This is a genomic window from Campylobacter sp. IFREMER_LSEM_CL1097, assembly GCF_025772225.1.
Classification (GTDB): Bacteria; Campylobacterota; Campylobacteria; order Campylobacterales; family Campylobacteraceae; genus Campylobacter_D; species Campylobacter_D lari_D.
Genome location: NZ_JAKMRT010000020.1, coordinates 1 through 21,290 on the forward strand (window position 1 = coordinate 1; position 21,290 = coordinate 21,290).

The 21,290-nt window shown below is 28.6% G+C and carries 23 protein-coding genes; 7 read left to right on the plus strand and 16 right to left on the minus strand.

Annotated elements, in window-relative coordinates; all coding sequences use genetic code 11:
• Positions 1-347: 347 nt before the first annotated feature.
• The 12 genes from L8W64_RS07700 to L8W64_RS07755 all read right to left on the minus strand — a co-directional run bounded on the left by L8W64_RS07700 (position 348) and on the right by L8W64_RS07755 (position 10,360).
• A complete protein-coding gene (locus L8W64_RS07700; RefSeq protein WP_263673368.1) occupies positions 348-839 on the minus strand; it encodes a hemerythrin family protein in 492 nt (163 codons plus the stop codon).
• A gap of 77 nt (positions 840-916) precedes the next feature.
• Positions 917-1,165: a hypothetical protein gene (locus L8W64_RS07705; protein WP_263673370.1), complete on the minus strand. Its 249-nt coding sequence runs from the start codon at positions 1,163-1,165 to the stop codon at positions 917-919.
• Between the two features lie 88 nt (positions 1,166-1,253).
• On the minus strand, positions 1,254-1,409 hold the full coding sequence (locus L8W64_RS07710; RefSeq protein WP_263659625.1) for a hypothetical protein: 156 nt from the start codon (positions 1,407-1,409) through the stop codon (positions 1,254-1,256).
• Positions 1,410-1,479: 70 nt separating this feature from the next.
• Positions 1,480-2,694, minus strand: coding sequence for an MFS transporter (locus tag L8W64_RS07715; protein ID WP_263659624.1), 1,215 nt, complete (start codon positions 2,692-2,694; stop codon positions 1,480-1,482).
• 2 nt (positions 2,695-2,696) lie between these two features.
• Positions 2,697-3,494, minus strand: coding sequence for a cysteine ABC transporter substrate-binding protein (locus tag L8W64_RS07720; RefSeq protein ID WP_375154872.1), 798 nt, complete (start codon positions 3,492-3,494; stop codon positions 2,697-2,699).
• A 108-nt stretch (positions 3,495-3,602) separates the two neighbouring features.
• Positions 3,603-4,340 (minus strand): amino acid ABC transporter ATP-binding protein, encoded by a 738-nt coding sequence (locus L8W64_RS07725; RefSeq protein WP_133318954.1) that lies wholly within the window; start codon positions 4,338-4,340, stop codon positions 3,603-3,605.
• 1 nt (position 4,341) lies between these two features.
• The gene (locus tag L8W64_RS07730) at positions 4,342-5,001 is read right to left on the minus strand and encodes an amino acid ABC transporter permease (RefSeq protein ID WP_133318955.1); all 660 of its coding nucleotides are present in this window, start codon (positions 4,999-5,001) and stop codon (positions 4,342-4,344) included.
• On the minus strand, positions 4,994-5,641 hold the full coding sequence (locus L8W64_RS07735; RefSeq protein WP_263673372.1) for an amino acid ABC transporter permease: 648 nt from the start codon (positions 5,639-5,641) through the stop codon (positions 4,994-4,996). The genes L8W64_RS07730 and L8W64_RS07735 overlap by 8 nt, the downstream gene beginning before the upstream one ends.
• A gap of 44 nt (positions 5,642-5,685) precedes the next feature.
• Positions 5,686-6,288 (minus strand): Crp/Fnr family transcriptional regulator, encoded by a 603-nt coding sequence (locus tag L8W64_RS07740; protein ID WP_263673373.1) that lies wholly within the window; start codon positions 6,286-6,288, stop codon positions 5,686-5,688.
• Complete coding sequence (recG, locus tag L8W64_RS07745; protein ID WP_263673375.1) at positions 6,281-8,104, minus strand: ATP-dependent DNA helicase RecG; 1,824 nt, start codon at positions 8,102-8,104, stop codon at positions 6,281-6,283. Before recG ends, L8W64_RS07740 begins: the two co-directional genes overlap by 8 nt.
• Positions 8,094-9,314 (minus strand): M16 family metallopeptidase, encoded by a 1,221-nt coding sequence (locus L8W64_RS07750; RefSeq protein WP_263673376.1) that lies wholly within the window; start codon positions 9,312-9,314, stop codon positions 8,094-8,096. Before L8W64_RS07750 ends, recG begins: the two co-directional genes overlap by 11 nt.
• Positions 9,314-10,360, minus strand: a complete 1,047-nt coding sequence (locus tag L8W64_RS07755) for a dehypoxanthine futalosine cyclase (RefSeq protein WP_133318960.1) — start codon at positions 10,358-10,360, stop codon at positions 9,314-9,316. The genes L8W64_RS07750 and L8W64_RS07755 overlap by 1 nt, the downstream gene beginning before the upstream one ends.
• 105 nt (positions 10,361-10,465) lie before the next feature.
• Here L8W64_RS07755 and L8W64_RS07760 point away from each other — a divergent pair, with 105 nt between their 5' ends.
• Complete coding sequence (locus L8W64_RS07760; protein WP_133318961.1) at positions 10,466-11,659, plus strand: MFS transporter; 1,194 nt, start codon at positions 10,466-10,468, stop codon at positions 11,657-11,659.
• Here the strand turns inward: L8W64_RS07760 and L8W64_RS07765 are convergent.
• Together L8W64_RS07765 and L8W64_RS07770 are read right to left on the minus strand one after the other, a co-directional pair.
• Entirely contained in the window at positions 11,656-12,438 is a 783-nt protein-coding gene (locus tag L8W64_RS07765) for a CheR family methyltransferase (RefSeq protein WP_133318962.1), read from the minus strand. The two genes, L8W64_RS07760 and L8W64_RS07765, sit on opposite strands and share 4 nt — an antisense overlap.
• A gap of 11 nt (positions 12,439-12,449) precedes the next feature.
• Positions 12,450-13,001, minus strand: coding sequence for a CheB methylesterase domain-containing protein (locus L8W64_RS07770; protein ID WP_133318963.1), 552 nt, complete (start codon positions 12,999-13,001; stop codon positions 12,450-12,452).
• 144 nt (positions 13,002-13,145) lie between these two features.
• Here L8W64_RS07770 and rpiB point away from each other — a divergent pair, with 144 nt between their 5' ends.
• The 6 genes from rpiB to ychF are packed head-to-tail and all read left to right on the plus strand — an operon-like array spanning position 13,146 to position 17,588.
• Positions 13,146-13,583, plus strand: coding sequence for a ribose 5-phosphate isomerase B (gene rpiB, locus L8W64_RS07775; protein WP_263660291.1), 438 nt, complete (start codon positions 13,146-13,148; stop codon positions 13,581-13,583).
• Complete coding sequence (locus L8W64_RS07780; RefSeq protein ID WP_133318965.1) at positions 13,580-13,912, plus strand: hypothetical protein; 333 nt, start codon at positions 13,580-13,582, stop codon at positions 13,910-13,912. The genes rpiB and L8W64_RS07780 overlap by 4 nt, the downstream gene beginning before the upstream one ends.
• Complete coding sequence (apt, locus tag L8W64_RS07785; RefSeq protein ID WP_133318966.1) at positions 13,909-14,448, plus strand: adenine phosphoribosyltransferase; 540 nt, start codon at positions 13,909-13,911, stop codon at positions 14,446-14,448. Before L8W64_RS07780 ends, apt begins: the two co-directional genes overlap by 4 nt.
• A gap of 1 nt (position 14,449) precedes the next feature.
• Positions 14,450-15,043 carry a DedA family protein gene (locus L8W64_RS07790; RefSeq protein WP_133318967.1) on the plus strand — a complete coding sequence of 198 codons (594 nt, stop codon included), beginning with the start codon at positions 14,450-14,452 and terminating at the stop codon, positions 15,041-15,043.
• On the plus strand, positions 15,040-16,491 hold the full coding sequence (locus tag L8W64_RS07795) for a leucyl aminopeptidase (RefSeq protein ID WP_263659620.1): 1,452 nt from the start codon (positions 15,040-15,042) through the stop codon (positions 16,489-16,491). The genes L8W64_RS07790 and L8W64_RS07795 overlap by 4 nt, the downstream gene beginning before the upstream one ends.
• Positions 16,488-17,588 carry a redox-regulated ATPase YchF gene (gene ychF / locus L8W64_RS07800; RefSeq protein ID WP_263659619.1) on the plus strand — a complete coding sequence of 367 codons (1,101 nt, stop codon included), beginning with the start codon at positions 16,488-16,490 and terminating at the stop codon, positions 17,586-17,588. Before L8W64_RS07795 ends, ychF begins: the two co-directional genes overlap by 4 nt.
• Positions 17,589-17,595: 7 nt before the next feature.
• Here ychF and L8W64_RS07805 read toward each other — a convergent pair whose 3' ends face one another.
• Positions 17,596-19,359 carry a tetratricopeptide repeat protein gene (locus tag L8W64_RS07805; RefSeq protein ID WP_263673377.1) on the minus strand — a complete coding sequence of 588 codons (1,764 nt, stop codon included), beginning with the start codon at positions 19,357-19,359 and terminating at the stop codon, positions 17,596-17,598.
• 208 nt (positions 19,360-19,567) lie between these two features.
• The coding region (locus L8W64_RS07810) for an autotransporter outer membrane beta-barrel domain-containing protein (RefSeq protein WP_263673379.1) at positions 19,568-21,290 on the minus strand (1,723 nt) is incomplete at its 5' end.

Below are 21,290 nucleotides of genomic sequence, written 5' to 3' on the forward strand. Positions count from 1 at the left end.
ATATTTAAAGACAAAATAAAAATAAAACTTACAAGAATCAACTATTTAAGTGAAATAAAAATATCAAAAAGAGAGAAATTTTTGTAAAATAATGCTATTGATATACAAATAGTAATTGCAATAAAAAATTTATTATTTATAAATTTTAATAAATTTAACAAAAAATAGTTTAGCGGACGGTAGCTTATGTTGCTTCAAACTATAAATTCTACTACAACATACCTCGGAAAAAGATAATGAATTAATAAACTACTATGTTAGATATACTATTTAACTTAAAAATCAACTAGATAACTTTCTATGCATTTGATTTTAATTTCAACTTTTTTGAGCATTTACTGCACTTATTAAGATATATTTAAATAATTTATTTTCATATGTAAATCATAATTCACTTTATGGATAATACCAATACAATCACATGTATACTCAAATATTTCTTCGCTTTTTATCATCTCGTTTTGTTTTGATAAATTTTGATTAGATGAATTTTGAACATAATCTCTTATTTTCATATCATGTATACTAAAATGATTAAAAAACCATGATGATACTATATTATAAAGTTCATTTTTAAGTCCATTAGTACTACAACACTCATATAATAGACTTTTCATAGATTTTACAATATTTTTATGCATTATTATATGCTCATCTAAATATGGATATTTAATTTCTCTCATATATTCCTCTTCATTATCAAAATGATTTTTCATATATGAAAATAACTCCATTAATACTTTTTTTAATTCTGTTTTATAAATATGTCTATTTGAAAGTCTAAAAACTTCTAAAGTTAAAGCAAAAAATCTCTGATGCTGTAAATCTATTTTTTTCATTGCCTAAACAATATTCATCACTCCAAGAGGGAAAATTACTTACCATATACCCCCGCCGATTAAATCAATCGAATATTTTACTGACAAATTTTACAATCATACTTAGCGCCATTAAAAATTTTAAGATGCATATTATGTAAAATTTTATATTTTTTATTTAAGCATCCACAAGTATAAAGAACATATTCTTTTTTCTTAAAATTAGCATATTTTATATCTTCCTCTAAAATATACTTAATGATATTATTATCTATAAAATCACTAAATTTTGTTTTAAATTCATTTATGTTTGATGTGTTTTTAACCAAAGAAGCTAATGAAGACATAATTTTTATGCTCTTTTATATGTATATCGGTATATGGGTAAGCAATCCTTTTCATATATTTTTCTTCATATTTTGCATGATCTTTAAGTTATTTTAAAAATTCAATCGAAAGCATTCTAACTTCATTAATACTTGCATGATTATTTTTTATAAAATAAATTTCTTTAGCTAAATAAAATAAGCTTTTATGTTGTATATCAATAATACTATTCCAAACGGTATATTTTTGAGTCCATATTTTCATATATAATATTCTTTATTTTGTAGTATATATAATAGTATTATCCATAAAATAAATATTAATATATATATAATTATTTAATAAAAAATTTATTTAAAAAACAACTTAGCAAACTAGCAATAATTATAAAAATAATATAAATATAAAAATACTCCTTATATACAAAATTAACAATAAAAGGGGTTATAAAACCCAAAATCGCATAAGAAATATTATAAGCAAAAGAAAGACCACTCGATCTTAACTCTGTGGTAAAAATTTGAGTCATAAAAATAGGAGCAAAAGCTATAATACCTTGTGCAAAACAAGCAAGCAAATAAAATAACAAAAACCACTCATTATAAAAGCTAAAAGCTATACCAAAAATTCCAAAAAGTAAAGTGAAAATCAAACAAATTTTAAAATGTCCTAAAAAATCTGCTAAATATCCTTGTGCTAAACTTCCTAGTATGATCATCACTATGGCCAAATTTTGATATAACAAAGCAGTAGTTTTGCTAACTCCTAATAAGCTTTCAAAATATTGTGGCAGTATCATTAAAGTAGCCACCCCACTTGTTAAAACCACAGTAAGTAAAGCGCATATTAACATACTTTTTTTATGTGTTTTTAAAGCCTGCAAAAGTGGGAAATTTAAAATTTTTTCTTTTGCTTTTATATTTTTAAAAGCTGGTGTTTCATTCAATTTCGTGCGTAAAAATAAAGCCAATATACCAAAAAATCCTCCTATAAAAAAAGGAATTCTCCAAGCAAAGCTTTCTACTTCTTCTTTATCAAAATACGCATATATAGTCAAAGTCGCTAAATTTCCAAGCAATAAACCTAAAGTCAAAGTCGCTGAAATAAAACCAAGTGCCAAACCAAGTCTTTTTTTACTCACAAATTCACTCACAAAAATCCAAGCACCGCTAACTTCAGCTCCTATAGCTAATCCTTGGGCTATCCTAATAACAAAAAGCATAAAAGTAGCCAAAAGCCCTATGCTTTCATAAGTAGGTAAAAAGGCCAAAATAAAACTTGGTACAACCATTAAAAGCATGCTAATATAAAAAACATTCTTACGCCCTTTTATATCTGCAAAATGCGCTAAAACAACAGCACCAAAAGGTCTGGCTAAATACCCTGCCCCAAAGGCTACATAAGTATAGATTAATGGCCAAAAATCATCATTTTGAGGAAAGAAAATTTTTGCAAAAACACTTGCAAAGAAGATAAATAAAACAAAATCATAAAATTCTAAAATACCACCTAAGGAAGCATAGATGGTATTTTTAAAAGCTTTTTGCATTATTAAATTTTGCCACCTTCAATTACTACATCATCAGCTTTTATATCATCACTAAAAAACGGCTTTAAAGTTTCATCATAAGCTTTGTGGAAAAATTGTTCATTTTGTAATTTTAAAATCAAATCATTGATAAAATTTAACATAGCTTCGTCACCTTTTTTTACAGCAGGAGCTATAACATCATGATTTCCAAGTTCTTTAATCACTACTTCAAAATTTGGATTTTCTTTAGCCCAGGCAAAAAGCAATGCATTATCATGACTTAACGCATCACCTCTTTTACCAATTAAAGCTGCAAAAGTTTCTGTATTTTGATCAAATTTAATCGTTTTAATATCTGGCATATTTTTTGTAAAATACGCATCAGCTGTTGTGCCTTTATTTAAAATTAAAGTTTTATTTTTTAAATCATCTAAAGTTTCAATATCTGACCCTTTAGGAGCCACCACCCCAAGAGCAACTTTCATATAAGGTAATGCAAAATCAACCACAGCTTCTCTTTCTGGGGTTTTTGTAAAATTTGCTAAGATTAAATCTACTTTATTTGATTCTAAAAATTCTACTCTATTTGCTGCTTCAACAAGTACAAATTGCACTTTTGACTCATCACCCAAAAGTTCTTTTGCTATGCGTTTAGCAAAATATACATCATAACCTTGATTTTTCCCTTGTGCATCTAGGTAGCCAAATGGAGGTTTATCGCCAAATACACCTATACGGATTACACCTTGCTGTTTGATTTTCTCTATGGAATTTTCATTAGAGCTTGAATTTGAGCATGCGCTAAAAAAAAGTGCCATCAAAAATGATAAAAGAAAAATTTTTTTCATGTTTTATCCTTATGATTAAAAATTTAAATTTTTAAACCTTATATTATTTTTTTAAATAAATATTTTAAAAAAATAAAATTAACGATGAAAATCAAACAAATTGAGAAATTTTTTCGCACGATCTGTCTTTGGATTTTCAAAAAATTCATCAGGATTTGAAATTTCTACTATTTTACCATCATCCATAAAAACTATTTTATCAGCAACTGCTCTTGCAAAACCCATTTCATGTGTAACTATAAGCATAGTCATACCATCTTTTGCCAAATTTAAAATCACATCTAAAACTTCACGCACGATTTCAGGATCAAGCGCTGCTGTAACTTCATCAAAAAGCATGATTTCAGGGTTCATACAAAGACTTCTAACTATGGCTATGCGTTGCTTTTGTCCACCGCTTAATTCTTTAGGATAAGCTTTTATTTTATGCAAAAGTCCTACTCTATCAAGCCAGTATTTTGCTTCTTCTAAAACCTCTTCTTTTTTTCTTTTTTGCACCTTTAAAGGTCCTAAAAGTATATTTTGCTCAACATTTAAATGATCAAAAAGCTCATAAGATTGAAATACCATACCTATTTTTTGACGAATTTGAGTCCATTTTTTATAATTTTTATCAATTTTCTCATCATCTACTAAAATAGCTCCATCAGCCATTTCTTCTAAGCCATTAATACATCTTAAAAGTGTAGATTTCCCACAACCACTTGGACCTAGTATAACCACTACTTCTTTTTGATTTACTTCTAAATTAATATCTTTTAAAACATGATGATCATCATAATATTTTTGTAAATTTTGTATTTTTAAAATGCTCATATTAGCTCCATTTTTTCTCTAAAAACTTTGAATATACCGACAAAGGATAACAAAGTATAAAATAAATCAATAAAATCAAACCATAAATCACAAAAGCCGCATAAGAATTTTGAAATAAATTAAGCTCAATCACTTGTTGACCTACTTTAATAAGCTCTATACCACCGATTAGATAAATCACTGAAGTGCTTTTAATAATTCTTGTAAAAAGATTAATACTCATTGGTAATAATCTTCTCAAAGATAAAGGTATAATGATAAAAAGATAAACTTCAAATTTATTAAAACCTAGTGAAAGTCCTGACTCATACTGATGTTTTGGTATACTTGCTAAAGATGATCTAACCAAATCCATCATCTCAAACACACCCCAAATACTAAAAACAATAATACTTGAACCCAAAGCACTCAAATGCCATCCAAACCATTTCGCCAAGCCAAAATGCACTATAAAAAGCCAAACAATCAAAGGCATAATACGCACAAACTCAAGCATAAAACGACAAAAAACATAAAGGAATTTGTTTTTAGAATGCATTAAAATTCCAAAAAATACTCCTCCTATGAGTGAAATCAAAACACTAATCAATGAAAGCTCTAAAGTAACCTTTAAACCTTGCGCTAGTCTAAAAAAGGTATCTTGATTTAAAATTTCAAACATAATTTAACCTTTTTTCTATACGGTTTAACACTAAAGATAAAGGTAAAATCAAGATCAAATAACAAAGCACCAAAGCAAATAATGCTTCGTTACTTTTATAATAAAGCCCTATAAGATCTTTAGCCACATATACTAAATCTGCTAAAGCAATAATGCTTACTACTGAAGTTTCTTTAAGTAAAAAAATGACATTTGCACTAATGCTTGGCATAGCTATACCCAAAGCTTGAGGCATAATAATATAACGGAAATTTTGCCATTTACTCAAACCCAAAGAAAGTCCTGATTCATATTGTTGTTTTTTAACCGCTTCCATACCCGCTCTTAAACTTTCAGCCATATAAGAACCACCTAAAAAACTAAGTCCTATTACAGCACAAGCAAAAGAGCTAAGTTGAATTCCAAATTCAGGTAAAGCATAATATAAAAAGAAAAGTTGGATTAGCAAAGGTGTGTTTCTTGAAAATTCTATATAAATTTTACAAATTGTGTTTAAAAAGGAAAATTTAAAATAACTCACTCCCACACAAAATAAACCTACTAAAAATGAAAAAAACACCCCATAAATAGCAAGTTTTAATGTAAGCCAAGAAGCTTGTATAAACATAGGGCTAAACTTGACTAAAAAATCAAAATCCATGAAACCATCCATACTTTAAAATATAATATTGTAACAAATAAGACTTAAAAAGACTTAATTAAATTTTGCATTTTTTCTTTATTTAAAATTACTATTTTACCTTTATTTGTGCAAATAAGCTCATTTTGTTTTAATTCTTTTAAAAAACGCGATAAAGATTCTGGGGGTAAATTTAAAATCACAGCGATTTCTTTTTGTTTTAAATTTTGTAGCTTTTCTTCATTTTCTAGTAAAAAGCTGACTAATCTTGACTTTAAATCCAAAGATTTTTGTCTGATAAAATTTTCTAAAATTCGAATTTTACCGATTAAAGAAGTCAAAAGTAAAAAACTAAATTCTCCATTTTCTAAGCATAATTTTTTAAATTCATTAAAATCAAAAACACTAATTTCACAATCTTGCTCACAAATTGCATTGGCTGGGTAATCAATACCCTCAAACACAGGCATTTCAGCTATAAAATTTACCGGAGTTAGAGTATGTAGTGTTAGCTCAAAACCTTTTACATTTACCTTATATATACGCACTTTTCCACTTAGTAAAATGTAAATTTTATTTGCTTTTTCACCTTGAAAAAATAAAATATTTCCTTTCTTAAAATACTTCTTTTCGCCCTTTGAAATCAAAATTTCAAAATGTTTATCCATTTTTTTCTTCCATATTTTTAATACTTTCTTTTGCTTTTAAAACCAGCTCTTCATCATCTGCAAAATCAAAAAATTTAAAGTGATTTCCATGTTGCACTCTACCATCTAGTAAATCCCCACTTAACCTGTTTTTTAAATCAAGCTCAGCTATTTTAAACCCATCTAAAGTTTTAGCAAATTCAAGCAAACGACTTGGAATTTCTTTTTGCTTAGTATATAAATAACAAAAGCTCTCAAGCCCTACTCTACCTACCCTACCTCGAAGCTGATGTAAGGTAGCAAGCCCAAGTCTTTCAGCCCCAACAACTACAATCACGCTTAATCTTGGTAAAGAAATTCCCACTTCAACCACAGTCGTAGAAAGTAAAATCGTGCCTTTTTCTCTAAATTCTTGCAAAATTTGATCTTTATTTTTATCTTTTCCATGAGTCACATAAACATTTTTGTATTTGTTTATCCAATACCCTTGTGCTTGTTCTAGCGATAAATAATCTATATTTTCACTTTCATTTACCAAAGGATAAATGATGATCACTTGATGATTTTTAGCTAGTTCATCATCGATTTTTTTAAGCAAATATTTAAAATCTTTATCTTGTATGCAAAAAGTTTTAATGTCTTTTTTAAAAGGCATTTGTTTAATAAAACTAAAATTTACAAGCTCACTTTGTATCATAGAAAGTGTTCTTGGTATAGGTGTAGCAGAAAATTGCACGATATGTGGAGCATATTGAGAGTTTTTACTAAGCTCACTTATTTTTTGTCTTTGATTAGAGCCAAAGCGATGTTGCTCATCTATCATCACTAAAACTGCTTCAAATTCTTCTTGATAAATGAGCGCATGTGTACCTATGATAAAATGGGCTTGTTCTTTTAATTTTGCTAAATCTTTATCTTTTTTACCACCCTTTAAAAGCAATACATTAACAAAATCAGGCAAAAGTCTTTTTGCTTCATGATAAATTTGCTCTGCTAATATACTAGTTGGAGCCATTAAAATAGCCTTTTTAGGATATACTAGCAAACTTGCAGCAAGTATGACCAAAGTCTTACCACAACCCACATCACCCATCACCACACGCCTTTTAGCGACTTTATTTTGCAAATCTTTTTTAATATCTTCTATTGCTAAAAGCTGATCATTTGTAGGGTTAAATTCTAAACCCTTAAGCCAAGAGCTTATATCAAAAAGTTCTATTTTATAAGCATTTTGTGATATTTTTTTACCCTTTAAACGCCTTAAATGATTAAAAATTTCTATATATTTTAAGTCTTTAACTATGGCGTTAAAATTTTCATAAAGAGTTAAATCATCATAATTGTGTAAATTTAAAAGTAAATTAATGTATTTTTGTTCTAAATTTAGCGCTTTTAAGTTAGCTTCATTGACATATTTTAAAATAAGTTTTTTTATGCTTTCATCTTTAATAGAACTAATTTGGTATTTAGGGACTATTTGACCTATGTTTTTTACTATTTTTGGGTTTATAAACTGCCAAATTCCATTAAAAAAATTCATCTTTGCATGGATACAAATTAAAGCATTATGTTTAAAAATTTTAAAATGCCATTTATTAGGATGAAAAATTACTATATTTGCTTTTATACCCCATTCTAAACATTCACAAAGTATAAAAAATTGGGAGTGATGATTTTGTGTGCTAATAATTTTTACATTTTGAGTGCAAAATGTATCTTTTGGAAACTTTGAAATTCTAAAATCATCAAATTTTTTAGGTAAAATCAAAGCCAAATCGATACAATTTTTAACCCCTAAAGCATGAAGTAGTTTTAAGTCCTTTTCTTCAACTTTCATTTTCTATGCTTGCAAAACTCACTTTGGTAATTTCACTATGTGCTTTGATGAAGTCATTTAACTCATCTAAATTAGTGTTTTTAATCTTTTGCATTTCTTCTTTTAATTTTCCAAGTTTTAAACCATGCAAATATTCATTTAGCATTATATCTAGTCTTTTAGCCAAGTTTTCATACCTTAAAGGCATAGATCCTACTAAAAATTGTTTAGCTAGTTGAAATTCTTTTTCATTGACTCCATTTTGGACAAAGTTTTCAAAAACTTCCTTAACTAAAGCTTTAGCCTCATTAGAACTTTCATTTTTAGTTTGCAAATACCCAAAAACTCTACTATAATTTAAATTTACATCAAGCATAGCATATGCTGAATACGCCAAGCCTCTTTTTACACGCACTTCTTCCATCAAACGCGAACCAAAACCACCTTGACCTAAAATAAACAAAGCAAGTTTAGCTAAATACATTTTCTCATCATTAATTTGTATATTAAATGGAGAGCAAAAGTATATATAAGCTTGCTCAGTGCTTTTTTGCTCACTTACTTCTATACTCTCATCAACGAGCTTGTAGCTTTTGTTTTGATTTGGGGCATTTCTTTTTAGAATTTGGCAAATTTTTTCTACTTTAATCTTTACTTCATCTTCTTTAATATCTCCACCAAAAACAAATAAAGCATTATCAAGTACTAAATTTTCACTCATAAAATCTTGTAATTCTTTTAAACTAATCTTTTCTATGCTTTCTTTAGTCCCATCAAGACCACTAGCAAAAATTTCATCTTTAAAAACATTCTTATTCAAAAGTCTTTTTGCTTGATAATCATAATCAGTATTTAAACTTGCAAGTTCACCCAAAGCTAAAGTTTTTAATCTTTGTAAAATTTTTTCTTCAAAACGCACACTTAAAAACAATTCTTGTAATTTTTCTAAAGCAAAATCAAAATGTTCTTTCAAGCATTTAATACTAATTTGAAAATGTTCAAAACTAGCCTTAGCATAAAGCTCTATAGCACGGTATTCTAAGCTTTTAAAAAACTCATCATTACTTCCTTCATTTAAAAGCCTAGCAAGCATACTTGCACAACCTCTATTGTGTTTTTCTGCTATTTTTCCACTATTTTTAAAAATGAGCTTAAAAAATACTACAGGAAGCTCATTTTCATACTCATATATTATGTCTATTTTAGTTTCATTAAAGTCTAAATTTAACATTAAAACCTTTCTAAAATATTATAAGCTGTATCGCGTTTGGCAGGTAATTCCCCTATATCTTTAATAAGTTCTATCATTTGTTCTTGATTCATTCTATATTTTGCACCAGCTGCGGCTACAACATTTTCTTCCATCATAGTTGAACCTAAATCATTTGCACCAAATTTTAAAGCAAGTTGGCCTATTAAAGAGCCTTGCGTTACCCATGAACTTTGTAAATTTTTAAAATTATCCAAATATAATCTTGCCAAAGCTAGCAATCTTAAATATCTATTAGAGCTTTGCTTGATGATTTCAGGATGTTTTTTGATCAAAGGGGTATTTTCACTTTGAAATGACCATAAAATAAAAGCTCTAAAGCCATTTGTTTTATCTTGCAAATTTCTTAAATGATCAAAATGTTCGATGATTTCCTCATCATTTTCAACCGTACCAAACATCATTGTAGCAGTACTTTTCATACCTATATTATGCGCACTCTCATGTACCCTAAGCCAAGTAGCCGTGTCGCATTTATGTGGCGCTATAATATCTCTCACCCTATCGCTTAATACTTCAGCACCCGCTCCAGGTATAGAAAAAAGTCCTTTGACTTGTAATCTTTTTAAAACCTCTTCTATAGAAATTTTAGAAACTCTTGCTATATAAGCTATCTCTACTGCTGAAAAACCATGCACGGTAATCGTTGGATAATTAGTTTTTATATAAGAAAGCAAATCTTCATACCATTCTATTTTAAGTTTTGGATGTACCCCGCCTTGAAATAAAATTTGCGTTCCACCTATGGCTTGCAATTCTTCTATTTTTTGCCCTATTTCTTCGTATTTTAAAATATAAGAATCATCATCTTTTTCTTTTCTACAAAAAGCACAAAAATCACAATCAATACAGCAAATATTTGTATAATTTATATTTCTATCTACCACAAAAGTAGTTATTTTTTCAGGATGAAGCTCTAATTTTCTCTCATAAGCCATTGCACCTAGTTCATATAAAGGTGCATTTTGGAGCAAATTTAACGCTTCTTTTTTACTTAATCTACTCATTCTTAAACCTTTTTATAAAAAAGGATTATTATAACATTTAAATGTAAAATAATCTTAAAGACGATATAATCAAGCCCTTTAATTTCATATATTCATAGGATACTCATGACTTATAGGTCTTTACTTAAAAATAATAAAACTTTTCGCCTTTTAGCAATAGTACAATTTATAAGTTATTTTGGTGCGTGGTTTTCTCAAGTAGGTGTTTTTACCCTTTTAACTAAAGAACTCGGTGCACCTGCAAATATCATAGGTTTTTCAGCTATTTTTGTTTTTTTACCTTCTATTATACTTGCACCTATAAATGGAGTTATAGTGGATAGATTTAAACCTAAAAATTTATTGCTAACAATGATTAGCATTGAGATGATTTCTATTTTTATGTTAATTTTTGTAAATTCTTTAGCCATGCTTTGGTTGTTATACTTTTTAACCTTTGTTCGTATGGCAGTTGCAAGTATGTATTTTCAAACAGAAATGTCGGTTTTACCTAAAATTTTAACCCCACAAGAATTAAAACTAGGCAATGAGCTTCATAGTATCATATGGGCTGTATCATATGCTTTGGGTATGGGTGCAGCAGGGCTTTTTATAGATCTTTTTGGAGTAAAGCCAGCCTTTATAGCTGATACTTTAATGCTATTTTGTGCTATGCTTATACTCAAAACTTTGATTTTACCTAATGAAAAAAATACCACACAAAATAATCTTTTTATATTAATCAAAGAAGGCTTAGTTTATGTATTTAATAATAAAAAAATCATTCATTTGATTTTACTTCATGGGGTTGTAGGGATAACTGCTTATGATGTTTTAATCACTCTTTTAGCAGAATATGAATACGCAAAAGTTATTTCCATACCTCTAGCCATAGGGCTTTCTAATGCCATAAGAGCCATATCTTTACTTATAGGCCCTTATGTGCTTAGTCCTTATATTAATAAAAACACTTTGGTATATTTATACTTAGCGCAAGGTGTAGGTATAATGCTTTGGGCTTGCTTGCAATTTAACTTTTATCTTGCTTTTGTAGGCTTGGTAATGGCTGGTTTTTGCACTTCATCTTTATGGAGCTATACCTATACACTTTTACAAAATGATTGCGACAAAAGATATTATGGCAGAGTGATTGCTTACAATGATATGGTATATTTAACCTTTAGTGCAATCATTGCTTTTTCAACAGGATATTTATTTGAATTTTATGGAATAAAACTAAGTCATTTTACTTTTGGCTTAGGAGTATGTTTTATCTTTGCAGCAATTTATTGGTGGTGGTTTAATAAAAAATATAATTAATCCACCTTAGAATAATAAACTCCACCTGCTGAAAAGTTTTTTTCAAAATAAGCTGTTTCAGGCACAAGATCTGACTTTCCTGGGTAAATTCTACCTTCTTTATTCAATATCCTATAAAAACGCTCCATAAGTCTTATTTTAAAATCTTGATCAAAATATATCATCATATTTCTTGAAAAAATTACATCAAATTTTCCAAATTTAAATAAAGAATCATCAAAGACATTACAAAGATCAAAACGGCATCTGCAAGCTAGGGTTTCTTTTTTAAGATGATACATTCTATCTTTTACATCAAAATAACGCGTTTTTTGCATAGTGTTTAATCTAGATACTGAACGCTCTGAATAAATCATTTCATTACATTTATCTATCATTTTTTTATTAATATCTATACCAACTATATTCATACCTTTAACAAAATTCTCACTTGCTAAAATAGCTAAAGAATACACTTCTTCGCCGCTTGAACATGGAGCACAAAGCACATTTACAGGGCGATCAAGAGATTTTATATAAAAAATCACATCTTTTAATTGCTCTAATTCTCTAAAAAAATAAGTCTCACAAACTGTAATAAAATCCATAGTTTCTTGTTTTAAATTTCTTTGAAACTGCACTTTTTCATTTAATTCACTAAGACTACTCAAGCCTAATTCTTGTAAAAATTTAGGAAGTTTAATAGATAATATATCCTTTTTCGCATTTAAGTTATTTCCACTTATTTGCTCTACGATTTTTACAAAATCATTCATTTCATTTTCTGTAATCTTTATCATCTTTTTTTGTCCTACGATTTGATGAAATTTGTTATTTCTTTTTTGAGTTCTATTAAACTCATAGGTTTTAAATTTGGATTAGTATCTCTGGCTTTTTTTGGCATACCATATACTATAGAATCTGCCTCATTTTCGCACAAACACCTTACTCCTGCTTTATAAAGTTCAAACAAAGACTTAGCACCATCATCGCCCATTCCTGTCATAATCAAAGCTAAAATTTTATGATATTTGCAAAGATTAACAGCAGAATTAAATAGCACATCAATCCCTGGATTAAAACTACTAGTTTCATCTGTAGTATTTAATGTTAAGGTATTGTTGCCACTTAAAATCATATTTCTTTGACAAATATAAATTTTATTTTTCAAAACTTCCTTATCACTTGGTATAATCACCTCGCTTAATGCTTCTTTGTTAAATTGATTTACAAAAGAAGGAATAAACGCAGGATTCATATGCTGAGCAATCACTACTGCACAATCTTTCAATTCTACATCATTTAGTAAAAACTTTAGTTGGCTTGGGCCACCTGTTGAAGAACCAATTAGTATAAGCTTCATTTTTTACCTTAAATAATTATTGTTATTATATCAAATAAATATTTGAAAACATAAAAAAATAATTATATATAAGAAAGAAAAATTTTAATTAAATATGATAAAATTAATACTTTAAAATTTCAAAAATGATAAAGTGAATGTTAAATGTTAAGAGAAAAAATTTATATTGCAAGTGATCATGCTGGTTTTATTTTAAAGCAAGAAATTACTAAATTTTTACAAGAAAAAAATATTACTTTTGAAGACTTAGGTCCTTTTAGTGAGGATCGTTGTGATTATCCTGATTATGCGCACTTATTAAGCTCTAAAATAAATGAAAAAAGTTTTGGAATTTTAGTATGCGGATCAGGAATTGGTATGAGTATAGCAGCAAATCGTCATAAAAATATACGCTGTGCTTTGTGTAACGAATCTTTAAGTGCTAAACTTTCAAGAGAACATAATGATGCAAATGTTTTAGCGCTAGGAGCTAGATTAATAGGGGTTGATATGGCTTTTGAAATTATCTCAAATTTTATCAACACTTCTTTTAGCGGCGGAAGACATTGCACAAGAATTAGCAAAATAGAGGAAAGATTATGATCTTAAGTTGGCTTGTATTAACTGTATTAATTTGTATTAGTATTTATATGACTATTATGCTACTTTATTATAAAACCCTGCTTCATAAAGAAAAAGTGGCAAAAGAATTTATAAAAAACAACCTTGATGATACTGAAATTGTTATTAGAAAACTACAAGTACAACTTCAAAGAAGTTTGGGTAATATTGATATTTTAACTGAAGAATTAAACAAAAGTAAAGCAGACTTAACCTCTCTTAGAACAAGAAATTCACAATATCGTATTGAAAATGAAAAACTAAGACAAAGAATCAAAGAATTAGAAGCAAAAATAGAGGCATTATTATGATAAAAGAGCAAGATAAAAAATATTTACTAGATAGCATTAGAGCTATTAAGGACTTTCCAAAAGAAGGGATTGTTTTTAGAGATATTACTACTTTATTAAACAACAAAGAAGCATTTGCGTTTTTAATGGATCATTTAGTTGAAAAATATCAAAACGCAAAGCTTGATTATATCGTTGGTATAGAAAGTAGAGGTTTTATTTTTGGAGCTGCCTTGAGCGCTAGATTAAGACTTCCTTTTGTGCCCATAAGAAAACCTGGAAAGCTACCTTCAAAATGCTTACAAGAATCTTATAGTTTAGAATATGGCAGTGATACTATAGAAATTCATATCGATGCTTTTAATAATCAAAAAGCAAATGTTTTACTTATAGATGATCTCATCGCTACAGGTGGTACAGCAATAGCCGCTGTTAAACTCATAGAAAAACTCAATGCAAAATGTGTTGAAGCTTGTTTTTTACTAGAGTTAAAAGATCTAGATGGTGCTAAAGAATTAGCTAAATTAACTTCTGTTTATAGTGTTTTAGAGGTATAAAATGGAAGAATTTTTAAAACAACTTTTGTATGATTATAAAAATTGGGCTTATATTATTGTGTTTTTATGGTGCATACTTGAAGGAGAACTTGCACTTATTTTAGCAGGTATTTTTGCACATGAAGGCCATGTAAATTTAGGACTTATTATTTTTATAGCAGGCTTAGGTGGCTTTGTAGGCGATCAAATATACTTTTATATAGGAAGATATAACAAAAAATACATTCAGAAAAAACTTCGCACCCAAAGGCGTAAATTTGCCATAGCACATTTACTTTTACAGCGTTTTGGTTGGCCTATTATCTTCATACAAAGATATATGTATGGTTTTAGAACTATTATACCTATGAGTATAGGATTAACTCGTTATAGTGCTAAAAAATTTGCGTTTATTAATCTTATTAGTGCGTGGGCTTGGGCTGCTATAACTATTTTACTTGCATGGTTTTTTGGAAAAGAAATTTGGCTTGCAGTAGAATGGGCTGGAAATCATTGGTATTTTGCAGTGCCAATTATTGCTGGCTTTTTATTAGCTTTATTTTTAGGAATGAAACAAATAGAAAAATCAATACTTACAAGAAGGACTCGCAAATGACTTTTAATTTTATAGAAGAAAATATCGGCTCTATAAATGCTGATTTTGAAATCATTTTAATACAAGATAAAAAAATAGAAAAATACACTCAAAGTCAAGAACTTTTCAAGCTTTCAAGCTATAAAGGTGAAGGAATTTGCATAGATATGCAAAATAAAATTCTTTATAGTGAACTTAAAAGCTTAGAATATGAAGATATAAGGCTTGCTTTTGCAAATGCATACAAAGCTTTAAAAAAACTTGAAATTCAAAGCGTAAAAACAAAAAGTGTCATAGGAAAATGTGTAGTAAATAGCTTTAATGCTATGATTCAAGGATTTACTTTTGGTGCTTATGAATTTAACAAATACAAAAAAGAAAAAACACCAAGCAAATTAGAAAATATCTTCATTGCAAAAGATGAAATTAATAATAAAACATACAACCTAGAAGAGGCTTGCATAGGTATAAACTATGGTCAAATTTTTTCAAATGCTTGTGATTTTGCAAAAAATATCGTTAATGAAATCCCACAAATTTACACTCCTGCCAAAATGGCCGAAGATGCGCTTGAACTGAGCCAAAATAATTCTAATATTTCATGTAAAATTTATGAAAGCGATTTCTTAGAGCAAGAAAAAATGCAAGCATTTTTAGCAGTAAATCGTGCTTCAATTCATCCCCCAAAACTCATTCATCTTTCTTATAAACCACAAAATCCAAAAATGAAAGTAGTGTTTGTAGGTAAAGGGCTAACTTATGATAGCGGTGGACTTAGTTTAAAACCTGCTGATTACATGTTAACGATGAAATCAGATAAAAGCGGTGGTGCGGCTGCAATGGCTATTATCAAAGGTGCAAGTGAGTTAAACCTTGATATAGAAGTTCATTCTATCATCGGCGCAACTGAAAACATGATAGGCGGAAATGCTTACAAGCCTGATGATGTGCTTATTTCAAGAGAAGGTGTGAGTATAGAGGTTAGAAATACCGACGCAGAAGGAAGATTAGTTTTAGCAGATTGTCTTTCACTTGCTCAAGATCTAAAACCTGATTTATTAATAGATCTTGCTACTTTAACTGGAGCTTGCGTAGTAGGACTTGGAGAATACACAAGTGCCATCATGGGAAATAATGAAGATTTGCAAAATGAATTTTATAAAATAAGTAAAAAAAGTGGAGATTTAGCTACTATTTTACATTTTAATCCGCACTTAAAAGAGCTTATAAAATCAAACATAGCAGATGTTAGTAATACCTCTTCAAGTCGTTATGGCGGAGCCATTACTGCGGGATTATTTTTAAATTCTTTCATTAGAGAAGAATACAAAGACAAATGGCTACATTTAGACATTGCAGGACCAGCTTATTTAGAAAAAGCTTGGGGTTATCATAATTTTGGTGCAACCGGAGCAGGTGTTAGAATGTGCCTTTCATATTTACTTTATCTTTCAAGGAAACAAAAATGAGTTTATCAGTTGGTATAGTAGGACTTCCAAATGTTGGAAAATCTACCACTTTTAACGCTCTAACAAGAGCACAAAATGCTGAAAGTGCAAACTATCCATTTTGCACCATAGAACCAAACAAAGCAGTGGTACCTGTGCCTGATCATCGCTTAAAAGAACTAGCAAAAATTGTTAATCCACAAAAAATTATACGCTCAAATATAGAATTTGTTGATATAGCAGGCTTAGTAGCAGGAGCTAGCAAAGGTGAGGGTTTGGGTAATAAATTTTTATCTAACATACGCGAAACAGAGATGATTTTACATATTGTGCGTTGTTTTGATGATGAAAATATCACCCATGTTGCGGGCAGTGTTGATCCTGTGCGTGATGTACAAATCATAGAAACAGAACTTATACTAGCAGATATAGAACAACTTAGCAAAAAAATAGAAAAACTCACTAAAGGTGCAAAGGCCAATGAAAAAGGTGCAAAAGAAACCTTGGTATTAGCTAATGAACTTTTAGAGCATTTAAATCAAAATAATAGCGCAAGTTCTTTTGCTAATAAAAATGAAATCTATCATGCTCTTATAAAAGAACTAAGATTGCTTTCAGCTAAAGAAGTGATATATGGAGCAAATGTAGATGAGAATTCGCTTTTAGAAGATAATGAATTTGTAAAAGATCTTAAAGAATTTGCAGCAAAATCAGGCCATGAAGTAATCAAACTTTGCTCTAAAATAGAAGAAGAAATGATAGCTTTAAGCGATGAAGAAAATTATGAATTTTTAAAATCTTTAGGTATAGAAAGTAGCGGGCTTGAAGTAGTTATACGCACAGCATTTTCAAAGCTAAACTTGATTAGCTATTTTACAGCAGGTCAAGTAGAAGTTAGATCATGGACTATACAAAGAGGTTGGAAAGCACCAAAAGCAGCAAGCGTGATCCATAATGACTTTGAAAAAGGTTTTATCAAAGCTGAAGTAATTTCTTATGAGGATTATATCGCTTGCAAAGGCGAAAGTGGTGCTAAAGAAGCAGGAAAACTACGCCTTGAAGGGAAAGATTATATCGTACAAGATGGCGATGTAATGCATTTTAGATTCAATGTTTGATAATTTATCAAACATTGATTTGTTTTTTAATTAAGCTTTGCAATTTATCCTTAGTATCATATTCATTAGAAAAAGTAAGTAAATTCGCTTTAGGCCAAAAATAACTTTTAGGATTTTCAAATTTACCCCAACGCCAATCAAACCTAGGTGCTAAAAGTACTATTGTAGGTATATCTAAAGCTAAGGCTAAATGCGCAATAGCACTATCTATACTTACAATACAATCAATATCTTTTAAGTTATCTAAAGTATCATTCCAATTTTTTAGCTTTACTCCCCTATTTTCAATTTCTTGAGGTAGATTAACATTATTTACCCCATCTACTTGAAAAGAAATAATCTCACAACATAAATCTTTTAATGCATTATACAAAAATATAAAATCTACATTTCTCAATAAATCAGTATTTATAGCATTAGGAGTAAACCAAAAAATTCCTATTTTTTTAATTTTATTATTTGGTTTTTCTAAAGCAATAATAGGCGTTCTTAACTTAGAAATTTCATCTAATTTAATATCACAAAGCAAAGGCAAAGAACAAATCGGCATAGCATAATCAAACTCACTCGGAAAATCTTTTAAAATTTTCAAATTAGAAAAAAATTTATTTTGTTTATTAAGCTCTTTGAGTTGATTTTTAAACATTTCATACATAGCGATTTGCGGAGCAAATAAAACCTTAGAGGCAATTTGACAAAGTTTTTCCAAACATCTAGCATACATGATAGTATCACCAAAACCTTGCTCACAAAAAACTAAAATTTCTTTATCTTTAAAAGCCTGCACTCCATCTTTATTAAAAGCTTGTATGGTTTTATTATAATGATAAGGTGAAAAAGTTTCATTATGGGCATAAAAAAGTCTGCTCTCATATACTCTTTTACCTTCTTCAAAATTATCACTTTCTCCCATACGCATTAGCAAATATGCCAAGTCAAACTGATAAGTTGCATGTGGATGCAAACTCAAAGCTTTTTGGTATGCATCATAAGCACCTTGATAATTAGCACTTAGTTCTAGTGCTTTTGCATAATTTTGCCAAAATTGAGCATTATTTTGATTATACTCACATAAATTCGAAAATAATTCTAATGACTCTTGCAATCTCAAAAGTTTAAAAAGCAAATATGCTTTTTGTGGTAAAATTTGTGTATTTAAAAACTCATGAATTTTAACTATAGTCAAGTTTTCTTGGGTTTTCTCTTGTAATCTATCTTGTAAATTAATACTATTTGTAAAATTTTTTTCTACTAACTCCCCACTTTGTAATTTTGATATCATAATTTGTGTAAAATCACAAAGTTCATTATGTGCTTCAAGTGCCTTTTGGAAATTTGTTTTAAAATAAAGCTCAGCGTAATTTTTCCACAAATCAAGATTATACATATCTTTTTCTAAAGCAAGCTTATACAGTTTTTCTGCATCTTCTAGGCTTCCTGTATTTTGATAAGCAAAAGCAAGTTCCAAATTAAGCTCATCTTTTAAAAAACATTGTCTTTGTAAAAGCTCTTCAAGTAATCCAATACCATCATTAAAATTTCCATTATATGAAAGTGCTTTTGCAAGCATTAGTCCATTAAAACTAGTAGGATATAAATTAAAAATTTGTCTTGCATAATGTAAAGTTTTACCATAATCTCCTATTTTAAAAGAAGCCATCATCGCATATTCTAAAGCATTTTTAGGATCTTGCTCCAAATATTCTTCACTACACTCTAAACACTTTTGATGGTTATTATTATAATAATGATATATTATTTTATCTAACATTATCTCCTCTATGATATTACATTAATATATTTTTTAATTCCCTAGAACTTACTAAAAACTAAATCATAATAAATATATTATGATTTAGTTCGAGCTTACTAATATTTTTAAAGGAGGCGAAAATAAATATGTTGTTTAGCACTATTTCAAGTAAGCTCTAGGGAATTAAAATTACATATCAACTATTTTAGTTGATATGTAAAAATACTTACCACCATAAACCTAGTTTTAAAAACATAGTATGAGAAGTGGTATTATCAAATGTAAACACACCCGCATAATTTAATGATATATCAGAATGTTTATTAAGAGCATAAGATAATCCAAATTGCCCAAATCCATAGTATTTGGAAGTAATAACATCGGCTGTTAATGTATTTTCATCTAATTTCAACTTACCTCTTGCATCAGTATATAAATTTACTATAGATCCTATGGTTATATTAGATTTAAACTTATCAGTCCATGGCTTATACCATTTTAAAGCCGCACTTGCATCAACAAAGTTAAATTGACCTGCCAAATAATGTTCTTTTGTTCCACCTAAGTGATTTAAACTAAAATTCTTACTACTCATACCATAATAACTTAGTCCAATTTCTGGAGATACTCTAGCTACATCTATAGCATTATAATAATTAGCACCTATTTTTGCCTCAGCGCCATATCCATATACTAATGTATTTGCTTTAGAACTAGCAGGATTATTTTTATAAGACTTTTCTATATTTGTCTTGGTATAATCAAATTTTGAATATGCACTAAAATAGTATTCATCTAATCCTTTTCTTTTTAATACATTATAATAAGTTAAACCACCATAATATGTTTTATCATCAAAATTTAATCTTTGTGTGTTTTGTTTTTTAGAGCTATCCTCATGACCTAGATAAAAACCTATAACACCATAATCTTTTGGCAATTGCTTAAATGAACCACCAATCAAACCTGCAGTATCCATTCTTAATTGCCCTACACTTTTTCCAATTTTAGCTGAAGAGTGATTATAATATGGATTTAAAAAATAATATGTTGTATTTGAATCAAGATATTTACGATTATTTTTAGATAAATCAGATTGCAAATTCAATCCAGCAGCATTTCTTAACAAATTAGACACATTAATGCTTCTTAATCTTGCAGAATATACCATAGATTTAGCTAAAGTTTTACCACTTAACTCATTAATATCTACACTAACTCTATATTTTCCTTTTTCCGAAGGAACATTCATAAAATAATAAATATCTGTTAGACTATGAATATTTTTTGCATCAATGCCTTTATCATCATTAGTATTATTTCCTATACTATTACCTTTTTCATCAATAAAAAAAGTATTACTATCATATATTTTTTTAGTATCTAAATTTGCAGTATTAATATAAACTTCATCTACTTTAATACCACCAAGATTATTACCACCTAATACAACCGAATTTTTTAATCTATCTTCTTTATTTAAAAATTCAGGCGCATCAAAATACCAACTATTGATGCTAAAAACACCTTTGCCATTATTTTCAATATGGTATCCATTTTTATTCTTATTTAAAACACCACTAATATATTTTGCATGTTTTTCAGAACCTTGAACATAACCATTAATCAGAGTGAAAGAATTGCTATTAGTAATTCCTCCTATTGTTCCATAATTAGTTAATTTCATTGTACCATCATTTTCAATATCATCATGAATTATTGCTTTTTTAGTATTAACTAAAGATTCTATAGTTCCAGTATTTTTAATACCACTATAAATATTGCCATTATTTAATAACGAAGTTATAGAATTAGCATTATATATACCATTGAAAATAACCGCATTATTATTTACTTGGCCAATATTACCATGGTTTTTAATACCATAAACTTGATCATTAGACATACTGTAAAGTGTAGCTTCTTTACCTATGGTTGAATTATTTATT